This is a genomic window from Saccharomonospora halophila 8, assembly GCF_000383775.1.
Lineage (GTDB): Bacteria > Actinomycetota > Actinomycetes > Mycobacteriales > Pseudonocardiaceae > Saccharomonospora > Saccharomonospora halophila.
In genome coordinates this window covers 21,415-39,739 of record NZ_KB912477.1, presented here as the reverse complement: position 1 = coordinate 39,739, position 18,325 = coordinate 21,415, and the positions used below count along the sequence as shown (strand labels likewise).

Annotated in this window: 17 protein-coding genes and 3 pseudogenes; 12 read left to right on the top strand and 8 right to left on the bottom strand. The window is 70.3% G+C overall.

Annotated elements, in window-relative coordinates; translation table 11 throughout:
• Positions 1-577, top strand: a pseudogene (locus tag SACHA_RS19560) (Hsp70 family protein); the annotation flags it as partial.
• A gap of 37 nt (positions 578-614) precedes the next feature.
• Here SACHA_RS19560 and SACHA_RS26410 read toward each other — a convergent pair.
• Positions 615-737: a hypothetical protein gene (locus SACHA_RS26410; RefSeq protein WP_019806337.1), complete on the bottom strand. Its 123-nt coding sequence runs from the start codon at positions 735-737 to the stop codon at positions 615-617.
• A gap of 57 nt (positions 738-794) precedes the next feature.
• On the opposite strand from SACHA_RS26410, the gene SACHA_RS0100570 reads away from it, so the two are divergent.
• The 5 genes and pseudogenes from SACHA_RS0100570 to SACHA_RS0100560 all read left to right on the top strand — a co-directional run bounded on the left by SACHA_RS0100570 (position 795) and on the right by SACHA_RS0100560 (position 3,936).
• Positions 795-989 carry a DUF3046 domain-containing protein gene (locus SACHA_RS0100570; protein ID WP_007024190.1) on the top strand — a complete coding sequence of 65 codons (195 nt, stop codon included), beginning with the start codon at positions 795-797 and terminating at the stop codon, positions 987-989.
• 300 nt (positions 990-1,289) lie between these two features.
• A pseudogene (gene recA / locus SACHA_RS26405) lies at positions 1,290-1,904 on the top strand (recombinase RecA); the annotation flags it as partial.
• Positions 1,896-2,756 (top strand): annotated as a pseudogene (locus tag SACHA_RS26400) (intein-containing recombinase RecA); the annotation flags it as partial. The pseudogenes recA and SACHA_RS26400, both read left to right, overlap by 9 nt.
• 171 nt (positions 2,757-2,927) lie before the next feature.
• On the top strand, positions 2,928-3,428 hold the full coding sequence (locus tag SACHA_RS26395; RefSeq protein WP_269634129.1) for a hypothetical protein: 501 nt from the start codon (positions 2,928-2,930) through the stop codon (positions 3,426-3,428).
• Positions 3,429-3,441: 13 nt separating this feature from the next.
• Positions 3,442-3,936 (top strand): regulatory protein RecX, encoded by a 495-nt coding sequence (locus SACHA_RS0100560; RefSeq protein WP_019806335.1) that lies wholly within the window; start codon positions 3,442-3,444, stop codon positions 3,934-3,936.
• 259 nt (positions 3,937-4,195) lie between these two features.
• On the opposite strand, the gene SACHA_RS0100555 is transcribed toward SACHA_RS0100560, so the two are convergent.
• From SACHA_RS0100555 to edd, 3 genes are all read right to left on the bottom strand, one after another.
• Complete coding sequence (locus SACHA_RS0100555) at positions 4,196-5,650, bottom strand: lipase maturation factor family protein (RefSeq protein ID WP_019806334.1); 1,455 nt, start codon at positions 5,648-5,650, stop codon at positions 4,196-4,198.
• A 119-nt stretch (positions 5,651-5,769) separates the two neighbouring features.
• Entirely contained in the window at positions 5,770-6,417 is a 648-nt protein-coding gene (gene eda / locus SACHA_RS0100550; protein WP_019806333.1) for a bifunctional 4-hydroxy-2-oxoglutarate aldolase/2-dehydro-3-deoxy-phosphogluconate aldolase, read from the bottom strand.
• Positions 6,414-8,300, bottom strand: coding sequence for a phosphogluconate dehydratase (gene edd, locus SACHA_RS0100545; RefSeq protein WP_019806332.1), 1,887 nt, complete (start codon positions 8,298-8,300; stop codon positions 6,414-6,416). The genes eda and edd overlap by 4 nt, the downstream gene beginning before the upstream one ends.
• Positions 8,301-8,544: 244 nt before the next feature.
• On the opposite strand from edd, the gene SACHA_RS0100540 reads away from it, so the two are divergent.
• The 4 genes from SACHA_RS0100540 (at position 8,545) to SACHA_RS0100525 (ending at position 12,430) form a co-directional block, all read left to right on the top strand.
• Positions 8,545-8,838: a hypothetical protein gene (locus SACHA_RS0100540; RefSeq protein ID WP_019806330.1), complete on the top strand. Its 294-nt coding sequence runs from the start codon at positions 8,545-8,547 to the stop codon at positions 8,836-8,838.
• 31 nt (positions 8,839-8,869) lie between these two features.
• Entirely contained in the window at positions 8,870-9,679 is an 810-nt protein-coding gene (locus SACHA_RS0100535) for a hypothetical protein (RefSeq protein ID WP_051110050.1), read from the top strand.
• A gap of 73 nt (positions 9,680-9,752) precedes the next feature.
• Positions 9,753-11,678, top strand: a complete 1,926-nt coding sequence (locus SACHA_RS0100530; protein WP_019806326.1) for a fumarate reductase/succinate dehydrogenase flavoprotein subunit — start codon at positions 9,753-9,755, stop codon at positions 11,676-11,678.
• Positions 11,675-12,430, top strand: coding sequence for a succinate dehydrogenase/fumarate reductase iron-sulfur subunit (locus SACHA_RS0100525; RefSeq protein ID WP_019806324.1), 756 nt, complete (start codon positions 11,675-11,677; stop codon positions 12,428-12,430). The genes SACHA_RS0100530 and SACHA_RS0100525 overlap by 4 nt, the downstream gene beginning before the upstream one ends.
• 65 nt (positions 12,431-12,495) lie before the next feature.
• Here the strand turns inward: SACHA_RS0100525 and SACHA_RS0100520 are convergent, their stop codons facing one another.
• The 4 genes from SACHA_RS0100520 to SACHA_RS0100505 form a co-directional block, all read right to left on the bottom strand.
• Entirely contained in the window at positions 12,496-13,356 is an 861-nt protein-coding gene (locus SACHA_RS0100520) for an amino acid ABC transporter permease (protein WP_019806323.1), read from the bottom strand.
• Positions 13,353-14,000 (bottom strand): amino acid ABC transporter permease, encoded by a 648-nt coding sequence (locus SACHA_RS0100515; protein ID WP_019806320.1) that lies wholly within the window; start codon positions 13,998-14,000, stop codon positions 13,353-13,355. Before SACHA_RS0100515 ends, SACHA_RS0100520 begins: the two co-directional genes overlap by 4 nt.
• A 106-nt stretch (positions 14,001-14,106) precedes the next feature.
• On the bottom strand, positions 14,107-15,021 hold the full coding sequence (locus SACHA_RS0100510) for a glutamate ABC transporter substrate-binding protein (protein WP_019806318.1): 915 nt from the start codon (positions 15,019-15,021) through the stop codon (positions 14,107-14,109).
• A gap of 125 nt (positions 15,022-15,146) precedes the next feature.
• Entirely contained in the window at positions 15,147-15,875 is a 729-nt protein-coding gene (locus SACHA_RS0100505) for an amino acid ABC transporter ATP-binding protein (protein ID WP_198010074.1), read from the bottom strand.
• Between the two features lie 365 nt (positions 15,876-16,240).
• Here SACHA_RS0100505 and miaB point away from each other — a divergent pair, with 365 nt between their 5' ends.
• Positions 16,241-17,737 (top strand): tRNA (N6-isopentenyl adenosine(37)-C2)-methylthiotransferase MiaB, encoded by a 1,497-nt coding sequence (miaB, locus tag SACHA_RS0100500; protein ID WP_019806316.1) that lies wholly within the window; start codon positions 16,241-16,243, stop codon positions 17,735-17,737.
• Positions 17,737-18,231, top strand: a complete 495-nt coding sequence (locus tag SACHA_RS0100495) for an Rv2732c family membrane protein (RefSeq protein WP_019806315.1) — start codon at positions 17,737-17,739, stop codon at positions 18,229-18,231. The genes miaB and SACHA_RS0100495 overlap by 1 nt, the downstream gene beginning before the upstream one ends.
• Positions 18,232-18,325: the final 94 nt, after the last annotated feature.

Sequence of the window (18,325 nt, the reverse complement as noted above, 5' to 3'; positions counted from 1 at the left end):
GCTGGTCGGCTCGGCGATCGGCGTGGTCGCGATCGGGCTGGGTGTCGGGGCGGTCCTGTGGCTCACCGCCGGGCCCACGGTGACCACCTACACCGCGGCCGAGTGCGCCGAACCGGGCAGTGTGGACGCGCAGGGTTTCACCGGGTGCCTGCGCCAGCTCGCGGGAACCCTGCCGGAGGGTGCGGACTGCGAACCGGGTACGGGGACCGGCCCCGCGGCCGCCGCGGTCGACGGAGCGGAACTCGGCGCGAGCGTGACCTGTTCCGCCCCGGGACTGCCGGGTGCGCAGATCACGTATCTGCACGGCGGTGCCGACGGCGCGGTCGAGCGGTCCACCCAGAGCCTGCTGACCCGGACGGGCGGCCTCCAGCAGGTCCGCGCGGATTGGCGGGGCAACGCGCTCGACGGCAGCTACGCCGCGGCGGCCGGGAGAACCGCGTCGGTGCTGGTGTTCACCGTGCGGGACCGACCGGTGGCCGGATTCGTGTACCAGCTCGACGTCGACGGGGACGGCGAGCCGACCTCGCCCGACGCGATGGCCGACTACTTCGAGCGCACCGTGCAGCCCGGTGAGTGACCGGCTCCGCCCCGCGGGCCGGGCGGCGGTCCGGGCGTCACTTCCGCCGGTTGTTGCGCACCGTGATGATCAGAACGATCAGCGCGGACGCCACGACGGCGATCGCGGCGATCCGCAGAGCCAGTGAGCCCAGCTCGGACGCTTCCTGTGCGAGCAGCATGCCCTCACCGTACGGCGGGGGCCGGGACCCTGCCGCAGCCGGACTACCCTGGAACCGATGCGGATCACGGTTTTCCGGCGGCTGATGGCCGAGGAGTTCGGGGCCGCGCGGGCCGAGACGCTGTCCGCCGACCACGTCCTCAGCGGCCTCGGCGGGCGCACGATCGAGCGGGCCCTGGACGAGGGGGTCTCCCCGAAGGAGATCTGGCGTCAGGTGTGCGCGGAGTTCGACATCCCCGCCGAACGGCGCTGACCGGCCCCGCCGGCACCGTTCCCGCGCTCCGTGGTGCCGGTGGTGGGTGGAGAGAAGCGAAAGAGCTTACCATGCCGGTGTGTCGATTCGACGTCGAACAGGTGTTCGGCTAGGGTGTTGTCCACAGGCAGTCGTCGGTCCACAACGTGGCGGTCGTGGCGTCGAAACTGTCGGACGGGCCCCGTACCGTCGGACCCGACACCACGCCTTCCGGGGTGACGCCACACGGCCGTCCGGCCTCTTCCGGGTACCGGGGCGGGGACGGCAGCCAAACAGCCAGCAGTCAATGAGGTGGATTCCATGCCAGCAGCGCCGGACAAGGGCAAGGCACTCGATCTCGCCATCGCGCAGATCGACAAACAGTTCGGCAAGGGCTCGGTGATGCGGCTCGGCGAGGACAACCGGCCGCCGGTCGAGGCCATCCCGACCGGAGCCATCGCGCTGGACATCTCCCTCGGCGTGGGCGGGCTGCCCAAGGGACGTGTGGTCGAGGTGTACGGGCCGGAGTCCTCCGGTAAAACGACGGTCGCCCTGCACGCCGTCGCCAACGCGCAGAAGGGCGGGGGCATCGCGGCGTTCATCGACGCCGAGCACGCCCTGGACCCGGAGTACGCGAAGGTGCTCGGCGTGGACACCGACGCCCTGCTGGTCTCCCAGCCGGACACCGGGGAACAGGCGCTGGAGATCGCGGACATGCTGATCCGCTCCGGCGCCCTGGACGTCGTCGTGATCGACTCGGTCGCCGCGCTGGTGCCCCGGGCCGAGATCGAGGGCGAGATGGGCGACTCGCACGTGGGGCTGCAGGCCCGCCTGATGAGCCAGGCACTCCGCAAGATCACCGGCGCACTGCACAATTCCGGAACCACCGCCATTTTCATCAACCAACTCCGCGAAAAAGTCGGTGTGATGTTCGGATGTTTCAATTACTCCACACGGGTGACCCTGGCCGACGGAAGTCAGGAGAAGATCGGGAAGATCGTCAACCAGAAACTCCCGGTCGAGGTCCTCTCGTACGATCCGGACGCGGACCGTGTCGTTCCGCGCAAGGTCGTCGACTGGTTCGACAACGGGCCGGCGGAGGAATTCCTCCAGTTCACGGTGGAGAAATCCGGAGGGAACGGACGCGCCCAGTTCGCCGCGACGGAGAACCACCTCGTCCGGACGCCCGGCGGGTGGCGGCACGCGGGTGAGTTGACCCCGGGCGACCGGGTGATGGCGAACGAGAAGGAAGTCCTGTCGGAACAGCAGTGGCAGTTGGTGCTCGGGTCCCTGATGGGCGACGGGAGCATCTCCCCGAATCGGCATGACCGTTCGGGCGTACGGTTCCGGATGGGGCACGGTGCGCAGCGGACGGAATACCTCGATTGGAAGGTGTCGCTGCTGGGTAATGTTTCCTGCACGAGGTCCGCGAACGACAAGGGCGCCTCGTTCGCGGATTTCACGCCACTTCCGGAGTTGGCCGAGATCCGCCGCGCCGTCTACTTCGGTGACGGCAAGAAGCACCTATCTTGGGACTACCTGAAGGCGCTGACTCCGTTGGCGCTCGCGGTCTGGTACCTGGACGACGGCAGTTTCACGATGCGCTCGAAGGGTGTGCAGCAACGCACCGAAGGGGGCAGCGGCCGGATCGAGATCTGTGTCGAGGCGATGGGAACCGACACCAGGACCCGGCTGCTCGACCACCTCCGGGACAGCTACGACCTCGACGTCCAGCTCGGTTACCGCGGCGCCCGGGGAATGGCGGTCCTGCGCTTCTCGACGGCGGCGACCGAGCGGTTCCAGGAGATGATCGCCCCGTACGTGCCGACGTCGATGGAGTACAAGCTGCTGCCCCGGTTGCGGGGGCGGTGCTCCGTTCAGCCTGAGTTCGCCGAGCCACGAATGCGGCCGACGCCCGCCCGGGTCCTCGACATCCACACGAAGCCGGCGACCCGGTCCATGCACCGCTTCGACATCGAGGTCGAAGGGAACCACAACTATTTCGTCGACGGGGTCATGGTGCATAACAGCCCCGAGACGACGACCGGTGGGAAGGCGTTGAAGTTCTACGCCTCCGTGCGGCTGGACGTGCGCCGGATCGAGACGCTGAAGGACGGCGGTGAGCCGGTCGGCAACCGCACCCGGGTGAAGGTGGTCAAGAACAAGGTCGCCCCGCCGTTCAAGCAGGCCGAGTTCGACATCCTCTACGGCGTCGGGATCTCCCGCGAGGGTTCGTTGATCGACATGGGGGTGGATCACGGCTTCGTGCGCAAGTCCGGTGCCTGGTACACCTACGAGGGCGACCAGCTCGGTCAGGGCAAGGAGAACGCGCGCCGGTTCCTCCGGGACAACCCGGACGTCGCGAACGAGATCGAGAAGCGGATCAAGGAGAAGTTGGGCGTCGGGGCCGCCAAGGCCGAGGCCGAGTCGACGGACGAGCCGGCGTCGGCCGAGTTCTAGGGACCGGCCGCTCATGGCGCAGTCGATGGCGGATCTGCCGCCGGAGGAGGCGCGGCGTAAGGCCAGGGAGTTCTGTTTCGACCTCCTGGCCGCCCGCCCCCGCACCCGGGAGGAACTGCGGCAGGCGCTGGCGCGGAAGGGCTGTGACGAGGAGATCGCCGGGAGCCTGCTCGCCAAGTTGGACGACGCCGGGCTGGTCGACGACGCGGCGTTCGCCGAGACGTGGGTGCGTTCGCGGCACACCCACAAGGGCCTGGGCCGCCGTGCCCTGGTGGCCGAACTGAAACGCAAGGGTGTGGACGCCGAGGTCGCCGCCGAGGCGGCGAACGAGATCGGCGAGGAGTCGGAGGAGCAGCGCGCGCGGGAACTGGTCCGCAAGAAGCTGCGCACGATGACCGGTGTGGACGAGCAGAAGGCCACCCGCCGCCTGCTCGCCATGCTGGCCCGCAAGGGCTACCCGGAGGGGCTGTCCTACTCGGTCGTCCGCACCGAACTCACCGACCCCTGACCGCGAGTCGAGACCCCGTGCCCGCGAGTCGACATCCCGTGCAGGCGAGTCGACACCTCACGCCCACGGGTTCACACCTCGCGCGGACGGATCGACACCTCGTGCGGACGGGCTGACGAGCCTGCGTGCCCGCGTACGCACCGGGCCTCACTCGGGAGCCTCGCGGTCCGGGTGCCGACTCGAAGCCCTGGTACGTCAACTCGCGGTTCCGGGGTGTCGACTCGCGGTCGTGGAGTGTCGACTCGCGGGGGTGGGTGGGTCAGTCGGGGAGGGGGACCGGGATCGGGGTGCCGTCGGGGGCCAGGCGGCTGGTGCGGACCACGGCGCCCACCGGCTCCCGTACCCACCAGGCGCCGGTGTCCCGGCGTTCGGCGCGGGTGGTGAAGCGGTAGTGGAACAACCGGGCGCGGAGGAACCGCGGTGGTTCGCCGTCGAAGGGGTCGTGCCGGAGCAGGCGGCGGACGGTGGGGTCGCCGTCGAGGAGCCGGGTCGCCAGTGCGGGCAGCCACCGGCCCCCGTAGCGGGAGGACAGCGAGACGAACCACAGCATCCAGTCCAGTCGGAGGTGGTAGGGCGCGATCTGCGGCGGCCTCCGGTACGGGTCGCCCGGCTTGCCCTTGAACTCGTACTCCCGCCAGGTCGTGTCCTCGCCGAGGTGGGCGTCGGTGGTGCCCTCGATGATCACCTCGTAGCGGTCCCGGGTGACGCTGCCGAACGCCCCGTAGGAGTTGACCAGGTGCCACCGGTTGTAGGTGGTGTTCATGACCTGTCCGCGCCCGATCAGGTTGCGCACGGGCCAGTAGCTGAGCACCACGACGAGCACGGTCACCGCGACGACCACCGCGCCGTACCAGAGCGGCGGGTCGGCGGGGGGTTCGGGCGGTGCCCACGGCCACAGCCGCCCGTCGATCACGGGCACCGCGAGCGCCATCGTCAGCATGTTCAGCCACGCGAAATTCCCGCTGAGCAGGAGCCAGCCCTGGGTGATGAGGACGAGGAAGGCCGCCACGGTCGCCGCGGGCTGCGGCGCGAACAGGACGAACGGCACGACGAGCTGTGCCACGTGGTTGGCCAGCACCTCCGCCCGGTGTGCCCAGCCGGGTGCGTGGTGGAAGTACCAGCTCAACGGGCCGGGCATGGGCTGTGTCTCGTGGTGGTAGTGCAGACACGTGAGGTTCCGCCAGCACGGGTCACCCCGCAGCTTGATCAGCCCCGCGCCGAACTCCACGCGGAACAGCAACCACACCAGCAGCAGCAGGATCGGCAGTGGCACACCGGTGTGCGCGGGACCGAGGAAGATCGCGAGGAACCCGGCCTCCAGCAGCAGCGACTCCCAGCCGAACGAGTACCAGGCCTGGCCCACGTTGACGATCGAGAGGTACAGCACCCACGGCACCGCCCACAGCAGCAGGGCGGCCCACACCGGAACCCGGTCGCCCGCACCGAGCAGCAACGCCGCCGACACCGCGATCCCGGTCCCGGCGACGACGGCGAAGAACCGGTCGCTGTAGTGCCAGTGGAACAGGCTGGGTGCCTCGCGCGCGGGGACGCGGCGGACGAACTCGGGGATCGGCAGCAGGCCGCGCTCCCCGAGCAACGCCCGGAACTGGTTCCACGCACACGCGAAGGCCACCACGTAGATCGCGGCCAGTAGCTTCTGGAACACCAGGCGGGACGCCCAGTACCCGTCGGCGGTGAACCAGTCCCAGTGCACCGGACGTTCTCCCCTCCCGTTCGCGGTGGTTCACACGGCGATCCACACAGCGATCCGCACGGTGTTCCCCGTGGTGATTCACGCCGTGTCCCGCGCCGGGCCGGCCGGGGTGGCCCGGTTCAGGCGGCCGGCGTGGTGGCCTCGCGTGCCAGTGTCTCAATCCTGCCGAGATCACGGGCGGCGATCGCGTCCGCCGGGGTGAGCCAGGAGCCGCCGACACAGTCGACGTTGGGCAGTGCCAGGTATCGCGCGGCGTTGGCCGGGGTGATCCCTCCGGTCGGACAGAACCGGAGGTCGGGCAGCGGTCCGGCGAAGGCCGACAGCGCCGCGGGTCCACCGCTCGCCTCGGCCGGGAAAAACTTCAGCGTGTCGAGCCCCCGCTCGGCCGCCCGCAGCGCCTCGGAGACCGTGGCCACCCCGGGCAGGACGGGCAGCCCGGTGGCGACGGCCGCGTCCAGCAACGTGTCGGTCTGGCCGGGGGTCACCAGGAACGTCGCACCGGCGTGCGCGGCACGGTCGGCGTGGTCCGGGCGGGTGACGGTCCCCGCACCCACGACGATGTCCGGTACCTCGAGCCGGATCCGGGTGATCGCCTCCAGCGCGGCGGGGGTCCGCAGGGTCACCTCCATGACGCCGACCCCACCCGCCAACAGGGCGCGCGCGGTGGCCACGGCGGCGTCGGCGTCGTCCAGCACGACGACCGGCAGGACCGGGGACAGGCCGAGCAGCCCCCGGGGGTCGGGTGTCCGAGATCCGTTCCCGTTCACGCCGTCCTCCTCTCCGCGCCGCTCTCCGGGGCGTTCTCCGGGGCGTTCTCCGCCGCGCTGGTCGCCGCCGTGGGGGTGAACACGCTCGCGCCCTGTTCGGGGGTGCCGACACCGCGGCGCAGGGCACGGAACAATTCTCGGCCCGTGCCGACCCACGTGTGCTCGTCCGGCGGGGTGGAGGGGGTGCGGGCGGCGAGGGTGGCCGGGTCCACGTGCAGGTCCAGCCGCCCGGTGTCGGCGTCGAGGTGGACGAGGTCCCCGTCGGCCACGCGTGCCAGGGGCCCGTCCGCGGCTTCCGGACTGAGGTGGATCGCCGCCGGGACCTTGCCGGAGGCGCCGGACATGCGCCCGTCCGTGACGAGTGCGACGCGGTACCCCCGGTCCATCAGGGAGCCGAGTGCGGGGATCAGGCCGTGCAGTTCCGGCATCCCGCGGGCGCGGGCCCCGTGGTGCGGGAGCACGACCACGACGTCGCGATCCAGCTCGCCCGCGCGGAAGGCGTCGTCGAACTCCGTCTGCGTGGCGAACACCCGTGCCGGTGCCCGCACGACACGGTGTTCGGGGGCGACGGCGGAGACCTTGACGACGGCGCGGCCGAGGTTGCCGTCCACCACCCGCAGGCCGCCCTCCGGTGCGAACGGCCGTTGCGGAGGCCGGAGCACATCCTCGTCGAGACTGCGGGTCTCGACCTCGCGCCAGGTGAGTCGCCCGTCGTCGAGAACGGGTTCGGACCGGTAGCGGTGCAGACCGTCCCCGGCCACGGTCCGCACGTCCGGGTGCAGCAGCCCGGCGTCGAGCAGGGAACCGACGAGGACCTGGACGCCCCCGGCGGCGTGGAAGTGGTTGATGTCGGCGCTGCCGTTCGGGTAGACGCTGGCCACGAGCGGCACGACCGCCGAGAGGTCGGCGAAGTCGTCCCAGGTCAGTTGGATTCCCGCGGCCGCGGCGACGGCCACCAGGTGGAGCGTGTGGTTGGGCGACCCGCCGGTGGCCAGCAACGCGACGAGGCCGTTGACGACGGCGCGCTCGTCGATCACCTCGGCGAGCGGGGTGTACCCGTCGCCCCGCGAAATCTCCACGGCGCGGCGCGCCGCCTCCTCGGTCAGCGCGTCGCGCAGGTCGGTGCCGGGATGGACGAAGCTCGCCCCCGGCAGGTGCAGACCCATCACCTCGACCACGAGCTGATTCGAGTTGGCGGTGCCGTAGAAGGTGCAGGTGCCGGGGGAGTGGTAGGAGGCGGCCTCGGCGTCGAGCAGGTCGGCGCGGGTGGCCCTGCCCTCGGCGTAGTCCTGCCGCACCCGGGCCTTCTCCCGGTTCGGCAGGCCCGAGGTCATCGGCCCCGCGGGGACGAGTACGGCGGGCAGGTGCCCGAACGACAGCGCGCCGATGAGCAGCCCGGGAACGATCTTGTCGCACACGCCGAGCAGCAGCGCGGCGTCGAACATCTCGTGGGACAGCGCGACGCCGGTGGCCATCGCGATCACGTCCCGGCTGAACAGGGACAGTTCCATCCCGGTGCGGCCCTGGGTGATGCCGTCGCACATCGCGGGCACGCCGCCGGCGAACTGCGCCACGCCCCCGGCGTCCCGGGTGGCCCGTTTGATCCGCTCGGGGAACGTGCCGAGCGGCTGGTGCGCCGACAGCAGGTCGTTGTACGCGGACACGATCGCCACTCCCGGTTTGCGCAGACCGCGCAGCGCCGCGCGGTCGGTGCCGGAGTAGGCGGCGAAACCGTGCGCGAGGTTGCTGCAGCCCAGGCCCGCCCGGGCGGGTCCCTCCGCCGCGGCGGCGGCGACGCGGTCGAGGTAGTCCCGGCGGGTGGCCTCGCTGCGGCGGGTGATGCGGTCGGTGACGTCCGCGAGGACGGGGTGGAGAGAGGTCAACGGCGCTCCCGGTCGCTCAGTGTGATCAGGACAGGCAGCGGACGGCGGCACTGACGCTCGCGGCCGTGGATCACTGACACGATACAGTCGAGCTCGGCGCGCACAAAATCGATTAAGTAGGGCAGGATGAGTGATCCCGATCACGCCGGACACGCGCGGGTTGTGACTTGTCACACGTCCTGTGTCGGGGCAGAGTCGGCGCTGTCGGCAGCGACCGGTGGGACAACGACCTCGGAGGGTGAGAATGTCCAGTGCGGAACTGAGCGAGCTGCGCCGGGCGATCGGCCAGCTCAGACAGTGCGTCGGTGCGTTGCGGTCCCGCTACGGCGAGGCGGCCGCGGTCCGCCGGATCGCCAACGACGTCGACCGGCTCGACATCGACGCGGGCGACCTCGCGCAGACACCGCCCGTGCCGGTCCAGGGCCGGGCCGCCGGCCGGACCGACGTCGTCCCGGTGCCGGACACGCCGTACGACCCGGACCTGTGGAAGGGTGCGGACGACGAGGGCGTGGGCGGTCATCAGCGTGACCAGCACTGACCGGCCCGGGCAGGGATCCGTGACCGACTCCGTGAACACCGCACCGCACCGGGCCGCGGCGCGGCCGGCCGGGTCCACCCCGGGTGGCCGTACCCTGCGCACCGACCGGTGGTGGCTGCCTCCGCTGCTCACCGCACTCGGGCTCGCCACCTTCGTCGTCTACGCGACCGTCCGGTCGTTCCTGCGCGAGGGGTACTGGGACGCCGAGAACCACTACCTGACACCGTTCTACTCGCCCTGCCTCAGTGACTCCTGCGTGGCGGGGTCGAGCCACTTCGGCACGCCGATCGGGGAGCTGCCCGGGTTCATCCCGCTGGCGTTCCTCTCCCTGCCGTTTCTGCTGGGCTTCCGCCTGACCTGTTACTACTACCGGAAGGCGTACTACCGCTCGTTCTGGTTCGCACCGCCCGCGTGCGCGGTCACCGAACCGCACCCCCGCTACACCGGCGAGACCCGGCTCCCGCTGATCCTGCAGAACGCGCACCGGTACTTCTTCTACGCGGCGTTCGTCATCACGCTGATCAACACCTACGACGCGATCCTCGCCTTCGACGGCGAACGCGGGCTCGGCTTCGGCCTCGGGAACGTGATCCTTCTGGTCAACGTGGTGCTGCTGTGGGGATACACGCTGTCCTGCCACTCGTGCCGACACGTCACCGGCGGGCGGCTCAAGCACTTCTCCCGGAACCCGGTGCGGTACCGGATCTGGACCTGGGTCAGCCGGATGAACGTCCGGCACATGCAGTTCGCGTGGGTCACCCTCGCCTCGTTGGTGATCACCGACCTGTACGTGTGGCTGGTGTCCACCGGCACGATCCCGGACCTGCGTTTCGTCAACTGAATCCGCACCGGGACACCGGTGTCAGAATCCGCACCGGGACACCGGTGCCGACTACCAGAGGTGGCACATTTCGATGACCGAGGTCGAACGGCACAGCTACGACGTGGTCGTGATCGGTGCCGGGGGTGCGGGTCTGCGTGCCGCGATCGAGGCGCGGCAGCGGGGGCTGAGCGTCGCGGTGGTGTGCAAGTCGCTGTTCGGCAAGGCCCACACCGTGATGGCGGAGGGCGGATGCGCGGCGTCGATGGGCAACGTGAACCCGAACGACGACTGGGCGGTGCACTTCCGTGACACCATGCGCGGGGGCAAGTTCCTGAACAACTGGCGGATGGCCGAACTGCACGCGAAAGAGGCCTCCGACCGGGTGTGGGAGCTGGAGACCTACGGCGCGCTGTTCGACCGGACCGCCGACGGCCGGATCAGCCAGCGCAACTTCGGCGGGCACACCTACCCCCGCCTGGCGCACGTGGGCGACCGCACCGGGCTCGAACTGATCCGCACCATGCAGCAGAAGATCGTCTCGCTGCAGCAGGAGGACTTCGCCGCCCACGGTGATTACGAGGCGAAGCTGACGGTGTTCGCCGAGTGCACGGTGACCGAACTGCTGAAGCAGGACGGCGCGATCGCCGGCGCGTTCGGGTACCGACGGGCCTCCGGCCGGTTCGTGCTGTTCGAGACCCCGGCCGTGGTCCTCGCGACGGGCGGCATCGGCAAGTCGTTCGAGGTCACGTCGAACTCCTGGGAGTACACCGGGGACGGGCACGCGCTGGCGCTGCGTGCGGGTGCGCCGCTGATCAACATGGAGTTCGTCCAGTTCCACCCGACCGGCATGGTCTGGCCGCCCAGTGTGAACGGGATCCTGGTCACCGAAGGCGTCCGCGGGGACGGCGGGGTGCTGCGCAACTCCGCGGGCGAGCGGTTCATGTTCGACTACGTGCCGGACGTGTTCAAGGGGCAGTACGCCGAGAGCGCCGAGGAGGCCGACCGCTGGTACGCCGACCCGGACAACCACCGCCGGACCCCGGACCTGCTGCCGAGGGACGAGGTCGCCAGGGCGATCAACGCCGAGGTCAAGGAGGGACGCGGTTCGCCACACGGCGGGGTGTTCCTGGACATCGCGAGCAGATTGCCCGCCGAGGAGATCCGGCGTCGGTTGCCGTCGATGTACCACCAGTTCCGCGAGCTGGCCGATGTGGACATCACCCGGGAACCGATGGAGGTCGGGCCGACCTGCCACTACGTGATGGGTGGGATCGAGGTGGACCCGGACACGGCCCGTGCGGGTGTGCCCGGGCTGTTCTCCGCCGGGGAGTGCGCGGGCGGGATGCACGGGTCGAACCGGCTCGGTGGCAACTCGTTGTCCGACCTGCTGGTGTTCGGACGGCGGGCCGGGATCGGGGCGGCGGACTACGTCGACTCGCTGGGGCGGCGACCCGGGGTGTCCGAGGTGGACGTCGCGATGGCGGCGCGGACCGCGCTCGCGCCGTTCGACGGCCCGCGGGACGGGGTCGGGCGGGAGAATCCCTACGCGGTGCAGGCCGAGCTGCAGCAGTGCATGAACGAGTTGGTGGGCATCATCCGCACGGCCGACGAGATCGAGAAGGCACTCGAGGCGCTCGCCGGAATCCGCGCGAGGATCCCGGGCGTCACGGTCGAGGGGAGCCGGGAGTACCACCCCGGTTGGCACACGGCGGTGGACCTGCGCAACATGCTGCTGGTCAGCGAGTCGGTCGCCCGTGCGGCGCTGCGGCGCACGGAGAGCCGGGGTGGGCACACCCGCGACGACCACCCGGCGATGGACGCCGAGTGGCGCAACACCCTGCTCGTGTGTACGGCACGGGACGACGAGGCCGCCGTGGTGCCGGAGGTGACCGTCGAGGCGAAGCCCCAGGAGCCGATGCGTGCCGACCTGCTCGACCTGTTCGAGCTCGCCGAGCTGGAGAAGTACTACACCGCGGACGAACTGACCGCGCACGGGGGAAAGGACGCCGTGACATGAGCTACGAGGCCACCCTCCGCGTCTGGCGGGGTGACGAGGACTCCGGCGAACTGCGGGACTACACCGTCCAGGCGAACGAGGGCGAGGTCGTGCTGGACCTGATCCACCGGCTGCAGGCCACCCAGGAGCCCGACCTGGCGGTGCGGTGGAACTGCAAGGCGGGCAAGTGCGGCTCCTGTTCGGCCGAGGTGAACGGCAGGCCGAGGCTGCTGTGCATGACCCGCATGTCGATCTTCGAGGAGGGGGAGGTCATCACGGTCACCCCCATGCGCACGTTCCCCGTGATCCGGGATCTGGTTCCCGACGTCTCGTACAACTACACCAAGGCCCGTGAGGTCCCGGCGTTCGCGCCGCCGCCGGAGCGGGCGCCCGGCGAGTACCGGATGGCCCAGGAGGACGTCGAACGGTCGCAGGAGTTCCGCAAGTGCATCGAGTGCTTCCTGTGCCAGGACGTGTGCCACGTGATCCGCGACCACGAGGAGAACAAGTCCGCGTTCGCGGGGCCGCGGTTCCTCATGCGGATCGCCGAGCTGGAGATGCACCCGCTCGACGTGGCCGACCGGCGCAACGAGGCGCAGACCGAGCACGGCCTCGGCTACTGCAACATCACCAAGTGCTGCACCGAGGTGTGCCCGGAGAACATCCACATCACCGACAACGCGCTCATCCCGATGAAGGAACGCGTCGCCGACCGCCGCTACGACCCCCTGGTCTGGCTCGGCGACACGATCTTCCGCCGCAAGGGCAGCTGATCCGCAACCCGGTCTCAGCGCAGGCAGGGAGTCCTTCACGGCACCACGCCACGCGCCGGGTGCGGTCACTCCAGGGGTTCGTGTTCGCGGGCCGTGTCGTTGCTCCGGCGGGTGACCTGCGGGACCGGGGCCTTGCGGTTGCGGCGGTTGCGGGACTCCAGGTACCGCGCCAGGCCCGTCAGTGCCAGGCACATGACGATGTACATGGCGCCCACCACCAGGGTCACCGGGACCAGTGGCCGGTCGAAGTCAACGACGCCACCCAAGTAGCGGGCGTAGCGCAGCAGCTCCTCGTAGGTGATGAGGAAGCCCAGTGCGGTGTCCTTGAGCAGCACGACGAGTTGGCTGATGATCGCGGGCAGCATCGCGCGCAGTGCCTGGGGCAGCAGCACCGACCGCATCACCTGGGTCTTGCGCATCCCGATCGCATAGGCGGCCTCACCCTGGCCCTTCGGCAGGGACAGCACCCCGGCGCGGAAGACCTCGGCCAGCACCGAGCCGTTGTACAGCGTCAGCCCGAACACCACCGAGTGGAACGGCTCGCCCACCCCGATCCCGTAGTAGAAGAAGAAGATCATCACCACGAGCGGGACGGCACGGAAGAACTCGACGATGATCGTGGCCGGGACCCGGACGGCGGCGTGGTCGGACAGCCGGCCCGCCGCGAAGATCGCGCCGAAGGCCAGCGCCAGCACGGCGGCCACCGCGAACGCCCGCAGGGTGTTGCCCAGAGCTCCGAGGAGCTGGAGCTGGACGTGCTCGTAGAGGATCCACTCCCACATCTCGCCGTCGAACTGGCCCGCGTCGGCGAACTGGTACACCACGAAACCGACGAAGGACACCAGCGCGAGCACGCCGACCACGGCGTACACGCGGTGCCGCGCGCGGGCCCTCGGGCCGGGGACGTCGTACAGGACCGCGCTCATCGGGCCACGCTCCAGCGCTTCTCGAGGCTGCGTTGCAGCAGGGTCATCGGGACGACGAGGATCACGAAGCCGAGCGCGACCCACAGCAGACCCACCATGACGCTGTAGCCGCGTTCGGAGAGGTAGTTCTGGATCGCGCCGGCCTCGACGACGGAGAAGCCGGCCGCGATCGTGGTGTTCTTCAGCAACGCGATCATCGTGCTCATCATCGGCGGGACCACCGAGCGGGTGGCCTGCGGCAGCACCACTTGGCCGAGCATCTGGCCGAAGGTCAGGCCCACGGCGCGCGCCGCCTCGGCCTGGCCGACCGGGACGGTGTTGATGCCGGACCGCACCACCTCGCACACGAACGCCGAGGTGTAGACGATCAGCGCCACGACCGCCGCGGCGAAGTACGACAGGTCGACGATCTCCAGCAGCGGGTACGCGAAGGCGAAGAAGAAGAACAGCAGCGTCAGGGGCGTGTTGCGGAACAGCGTGACGTAGGTGGCGCCGGTGGCCCGCAGGATCGGCACCGGCGAGACCCGCAGCATCGCGAGGACGGTGCCCAGCACCAGCGAGCCGATCGCCGCGAGGGCGAACAGGGTGAGGGTGTTGAGAAAGCCCGGACCGTAGAGGTCGAGGTTGTCCAGCAGAACGTCCATATTTCCCTCGGTGGAGCGCGAGCGGTGGGGCGGGCGCGCGCCCGGTCACGGCCCACCCGCGTGAGCGGGGTGGACCGTGACCGGGCCGGAACGGGTACCGCGGGCGTCAGTACCGGTCGATGGTGGGCATCTCGGCCTCGATGCCGGACTTGCCCAGCGTGGCGTCGTAGATCTCCTGCCAGGTGCCGTCGTCCATGGCCTCCTGCAGGATGTCGTTGACCTTCTCCCGCAGGGCGTCGTCGCCCTTGGGCAGACCGATGCCGTACGGCTCGTCGGAGAAGGTGTCGCCGACGACCTTCAGCTTGTCCGGCTCCTGGGCGGCGTAGCCGAGCAGGATCGCGTCGTCGGTGGTGACCGCGTCGACCTCGCCCTGCTGGAGCTGGGTGACGCACTGCGAGTAGGTCTGCAGCTCGACGATGTTCTCGGTCAGGCCCTGTTCCCGCACCCGCTGGATGGGCGTCGAGCCGCTGACCGAGCAGACCGCCTTGCCCTTCAGGTCGTCCTTGCTCGTGATGTCCTCGTTGTCCGCGGAGACCAGCAGGCTCTGGCCCGCGACGTAGTACGGGCCGGCGAAGTCGACCTGCTCCTTGCGCTTGTCGTTGATCGTATAGGTGCCGACGTAGTAGTCCACGTCGCCGTTGACCAGCGCCTGTTCACGTCCGGCCGAGGGCACGACCTTGTACTCGATGTCGCCCGGGTCGAAGCCGAGCCGGGCGGTGACCATCCGCGCGATCTCGATGTCGAACCCGCTGAACTCGCCGGTCATGGCGTCCTTCTCGCCGAGGCCGGGCTGGTCCTCCTTCACCCCGACGATCGGGTTGCCCCGGTCGGTGATCGTCTGGAAGGTGGGCGAACCCTCGACGGTGACGTCCGAGGCGACCTCGTAGCTCAGCGCGGCCGCGGCGTTGTCGCCGTCGCCTCCGCCGCCCTCTCCGTTGTCGGAGGGCGAACCCTCTCTGCCGCACGCGGTCAGGACGAGACCCGCGGCCAGCACACCGGCCGCCAGGGTGCGGAACTTCATGTGCACCTCTCCTCTTTCCGGTTGAGACGGCTCGTGCCGCCCCGGCTTCCACGGCGGCAGTGCCGCCCCGGTTCCACGGCGGCAGCGCCGCCCCGGCTTCCCACGGCGGCGCGCGCCGCCGGCGGTCAGTGGGTCAGGATCTTGCCAAGAAAGTCCCGCGCGCGGTCGGATTTCGGCGCGGTGAAGAACTCCTCGGGGGTGGAATCCTCGACGATCTCGCCGTCGGACATGAACACCACGCGGTGCGCGGCCCGGCGCGCGAAGCCCATCTCGTGCGTGACCACGAGCATCGTCATGCCCTCGTCGGCCAGCTCGGTCATGGTGTCCAGGACCTCCTGCACCATTTCCGGATCGAGCGCGGAGGTGGGCTCGTCGAACAGCATGACCTTCGGCCGCATCGCCAGAGCCCGTGCGATCGCCGCCCGCTGTTGCTGGCCACCGGAGAGCTGGGCGGGATACTTGTCCGCCTGGTCGGTGATACCGACCCGGTCGAGCAGCTCCATCGCCTGCTCCCGGGCCTCGGCGGCGGAGGTCTTCCGGACCTTGATCGGCCCGAGCGTGACGTTGTCCAGGATCGTCTTGTGCGAGAAGAGGTTGAACTGCTGGAACACCATGCCGACGTCGGCCCGCAACGCGGCGAGTGCGCGCCCCTCGGCGGGCAGCGGCTCGCCGTCCACGGCGAGTTCCCCGGAGTCGACGGGTTCCAGACGGTTGATGGCCCGGCAGAGGGTCGACTTGCCGGAGCCGGACGGGCCCAAAACCACCACGACCTGTCCGCGCGGGACCTCGAAGTCGATGTCCCGGAGCACGTGCAGGTCGCCGAAGTGCTTGTTGACCGCCGCCGCCTTGATCATCGGCGGGGCGGACGTCGCGGTGCTCATCAGACCTCCATCACTCGGCACGCCACGGGTCGCGGGCTGTCACCGGTAACACCGGGTGCTCACACCTTCGGGGCAATAGGGCCCGGGTTTCGAGCCGGGACGACACCATACGTGTCCATGCCCGCGCCCCGGGAAGGGCATCGCGCAGACGTGTCCGAACCTTTACCGGATCCGGCGGCGCGACGGAACGCCCGAACGGCGTACTCGAGGGCACCCGGGCGTGCCGAGGACGGCGGCCCCGCCGGAGCCGTCGGGGCCGCCGGAGCCGGTTCGGCGGCGCGACCCGGCTGGCCTACCCTGGAGACGTACCTGTCGGCCTGCGCGCACCAGGAGTCCCGGTGAGCGGTAGCAAGACCTTCGAGATCCGCACCTTCGGGTGTCAGATGAACGTCCACGACTCCGAGCGGCTCGCGGGCCAACTGGAGGATGCCGGTTACCGGCCGGTCACCGGCGGTGACGCGCCGGACCTCGTGGTGCTCAACACCTGCGCGGTGCGGGAGAACGCCGACAACAAGCTCTACGGCCATCTGGGGCACCTCCGGGCGAGCAAGCGGAGCAGGCCCGGCATGCAGATCGCCGTCGGGGGCTGCCTGGCGCAGAAGGACCGCGGCGAGATCGTCCGCCGCGCGCCGTGGGTGGACGCCGTGTTCGGTACGCACAACATCGCCGCGCTGCCCACGCTGCTCGAACGTTCCCGGCACAACGACGAGGCCCAGGTCGAGATCCTCGAATCGCTGGAGACGTTCCCGTCGACGCTGCCCGCGCGGCGGGAGTCGGCGTACTCCGGCTGGGTGTCGATCTCGGTGGGGTGCAACAACACCTGCACCTTCTGCATCGTGCCCTCGCTGCGCGGCAAGGAGCGCGACCGGCGGCCGGGCGAGATCCTCGCCGAGGTCGAGGCGCTGGTGGCCGAGGGGGTCTCCGAGGTCACCCTGCTCGGTCAGAACGTCAACTCCTACGGCGTCGAGTTCGGCGACCGGTACGCGTTCGGCAAGCTGCTGCGTTCGTGCGGCTCGGTGGACGGACTGGAGCGGGTGCGGTTCACCTCGCCGCACCCGGCGGCGTTCACCGACGACGTGATCGACGCGATGGCCGGGACCCCGAACGTCTGCCCGCAACTGCACATGCCGTTGCAGTCCGGATCCGACCGGGTGCTGAAGGCCATGCGCCGGTCGTACCGGTCGAGCCGGTTCCTGTCCATCCTCGACAAGGTGCGGGCGGCGATGCCGGACGCGGCCATCACCACCGACATCATCGTCGGCTTTCCGGGGGAGACGGAGGAGGACTTCGAGGCCACGCTCGACGTGGTGCGCAAGGCTCGGTTCTCCAGCGCCTTCACGTTCCAGTACTCGCCGCGCGCCGGCACGCCCGCCGCCGAGATGGCCGAGCAGGTCCCGAAGCACGTCGTCCAGGAACGCTACGAGCGGCTCGTGGCACTGCAGAACGAGATCTCCTGGGAGGAGAACCGGGCTCTCGTCGGGAGCAAGGCGGAACTCCTGGTCGCCGTGGGCGAGGGGCGCAAGGACGCCGAGACCAACCGGCTGAGCGGGCGCGCGCGGGACGGCAGGCTGGTCCACTTCACCCCGACCGGCGGGGCGGTGGACCGGGAGGTGCGGCCCGGGGACGTCGTGGAGACCACGGTGACCTACGCGGCCCCGCACCACCTGGTCGCCGACGCGGACCTGTTGTCCCACCGCCGGACCGCGGCGGGGGACAACGTCGAGGCCGGGCTGCGGCCGAAGACCCGGGGTGTGGGGCTGGGACTGCCGTCCTTCGGTGCGCCCCGGGCCGAGCCGGAACCCGCCGGAGCCTGTGGTGACGGGGGGTGTGCGTGATGAACCGGGCGAGGCCGGACAGCGACCACGACCACCGCGGGGACGACCTGGGTCACCTGGCCGCCGATGCGGAGGCGGCGCTGCACCGTGCCGTGAAGACCGTCGAGTTCGGCAGGCATGGCTTCGCCGTGGCCGTGACCGTGTTCGTGCTCCTGGTGGGACTCGTGCTGCCGTGGGTCGACGGGCTCGCCGGGTGGCAGGTCCTGCTCGGCGGGACCGACGCGATCCCGCAGCTGTTCGCCACGACCGCCACCGGCTTCGGAGTCCTCGCCTCCGCCGTCGCACTCGCCACCCGGCGTTGGTGGCTGACCTGGGTCTGCGCCGTCGGCGGGTGGTTCGCCTTCGTCGACGGCATCCTGGCCATCTGGTCGCAGCAGTCCGCCACCGCCCCGGGCGTCGCCGGTGGCGGGCCCGGGATCGGACTGGTGCTTTCCGCCGTCGCCATGGCGGTGCTCGCCGCGCAGTGGATGCGACTGGCCTTCTCCCGGCCGTGAGGGTGCGGACGGACGGGCCGGATGCCCGTCCGTCCGCACCGGTCGACGCCGCGACGTCCCCGTCAGCGGTTCGCCACGGCCTCCTCGGCCGCGC

Coding starts and splice junctions, on each gene's coding strand:
- SACHA_RS26410 (WP_019806337.1), bottom strand. CDS start 737: ATGCTGCTCGCACAGGAAGCGTCCGAGCTGGGCTCACTGGCTCTGCGG.
- SACHA_RS0100570 (WP_007024190.1), top strand. CDS start 795: ATGCGGATCACGGTTTTCCGGCGGCTGATGGCCGAGGAGTTCGGGGCC.
- SACHA_RS26395 (WP_269634129.1), top strand. CDS start 2,928: ATGCACCGCTTCGACATCGAGGTCGAAGGGAACCACAACTATTTCGTC.
- SACHA_RS0100560 (WP_019806335.1), top strand. CDS start 3,442: ATGGCGCAGTCGATGGCGGATCTGCCGCCGGAGGAGGCGCGGCGTAAG.
- SACHA_RS0100540 (WP_019806330.1), top strand. CDS start 8,545: ATGTCCAGTGCGGAACTGAGCGAGCTGCGCCGGGCGATCGGCCAGCTC.
- SACHA_RS0100530 (WP_019806326.1), top strand. CDS start 9,753: ATGACCGAGGTCGAACGGCACAGCTACGACGTGGTCGTGATCGGTGCC.
- SACHA_RS0100525 (WP_019806324.1), top strand. CDS start 11,675: ATGAGCTACGAGGCCACCCTCCGCGTCTGGCGGGGTGACGAGGACTCC.
- SACHA_RS0100520 (WP_019806323.1), bottom strand. CDS start 13,356: ATGAGCGCGGTCCTGTACGACGTCCCCGGCCCGAGGGCCCGCGCGCGG.
- SACHA_RS0100515 (WP_019806320.1), bottom strand. CDS start 14,000: ATGGACGTTCTGCTGGACAACCTCGACCTCTACGGTCCGGGCTTTCTC.
- SACHA_RS0100510 (WP_019806318.1), bottom strand. CDS start 15,021: ATGAAGTTCCGCACCCTGGCGGCCGGTGTGCTGGCCGCGGGTCTCGTC.
- SACHA_RS0100505 (WP_198010074.1), bottom strand. CDS start 15,875: ATGATCAAGGCGGCGGCGGTCAACAAGCACTTCGGCGACCTGCACGTG.
- SACHA_RS0100495 (WP_019806315.1), top strand. CDS start 17,737: ATGAACCGGGCGAGGCCGGACAGCGACCACGACCACCGCGGGGACGAC.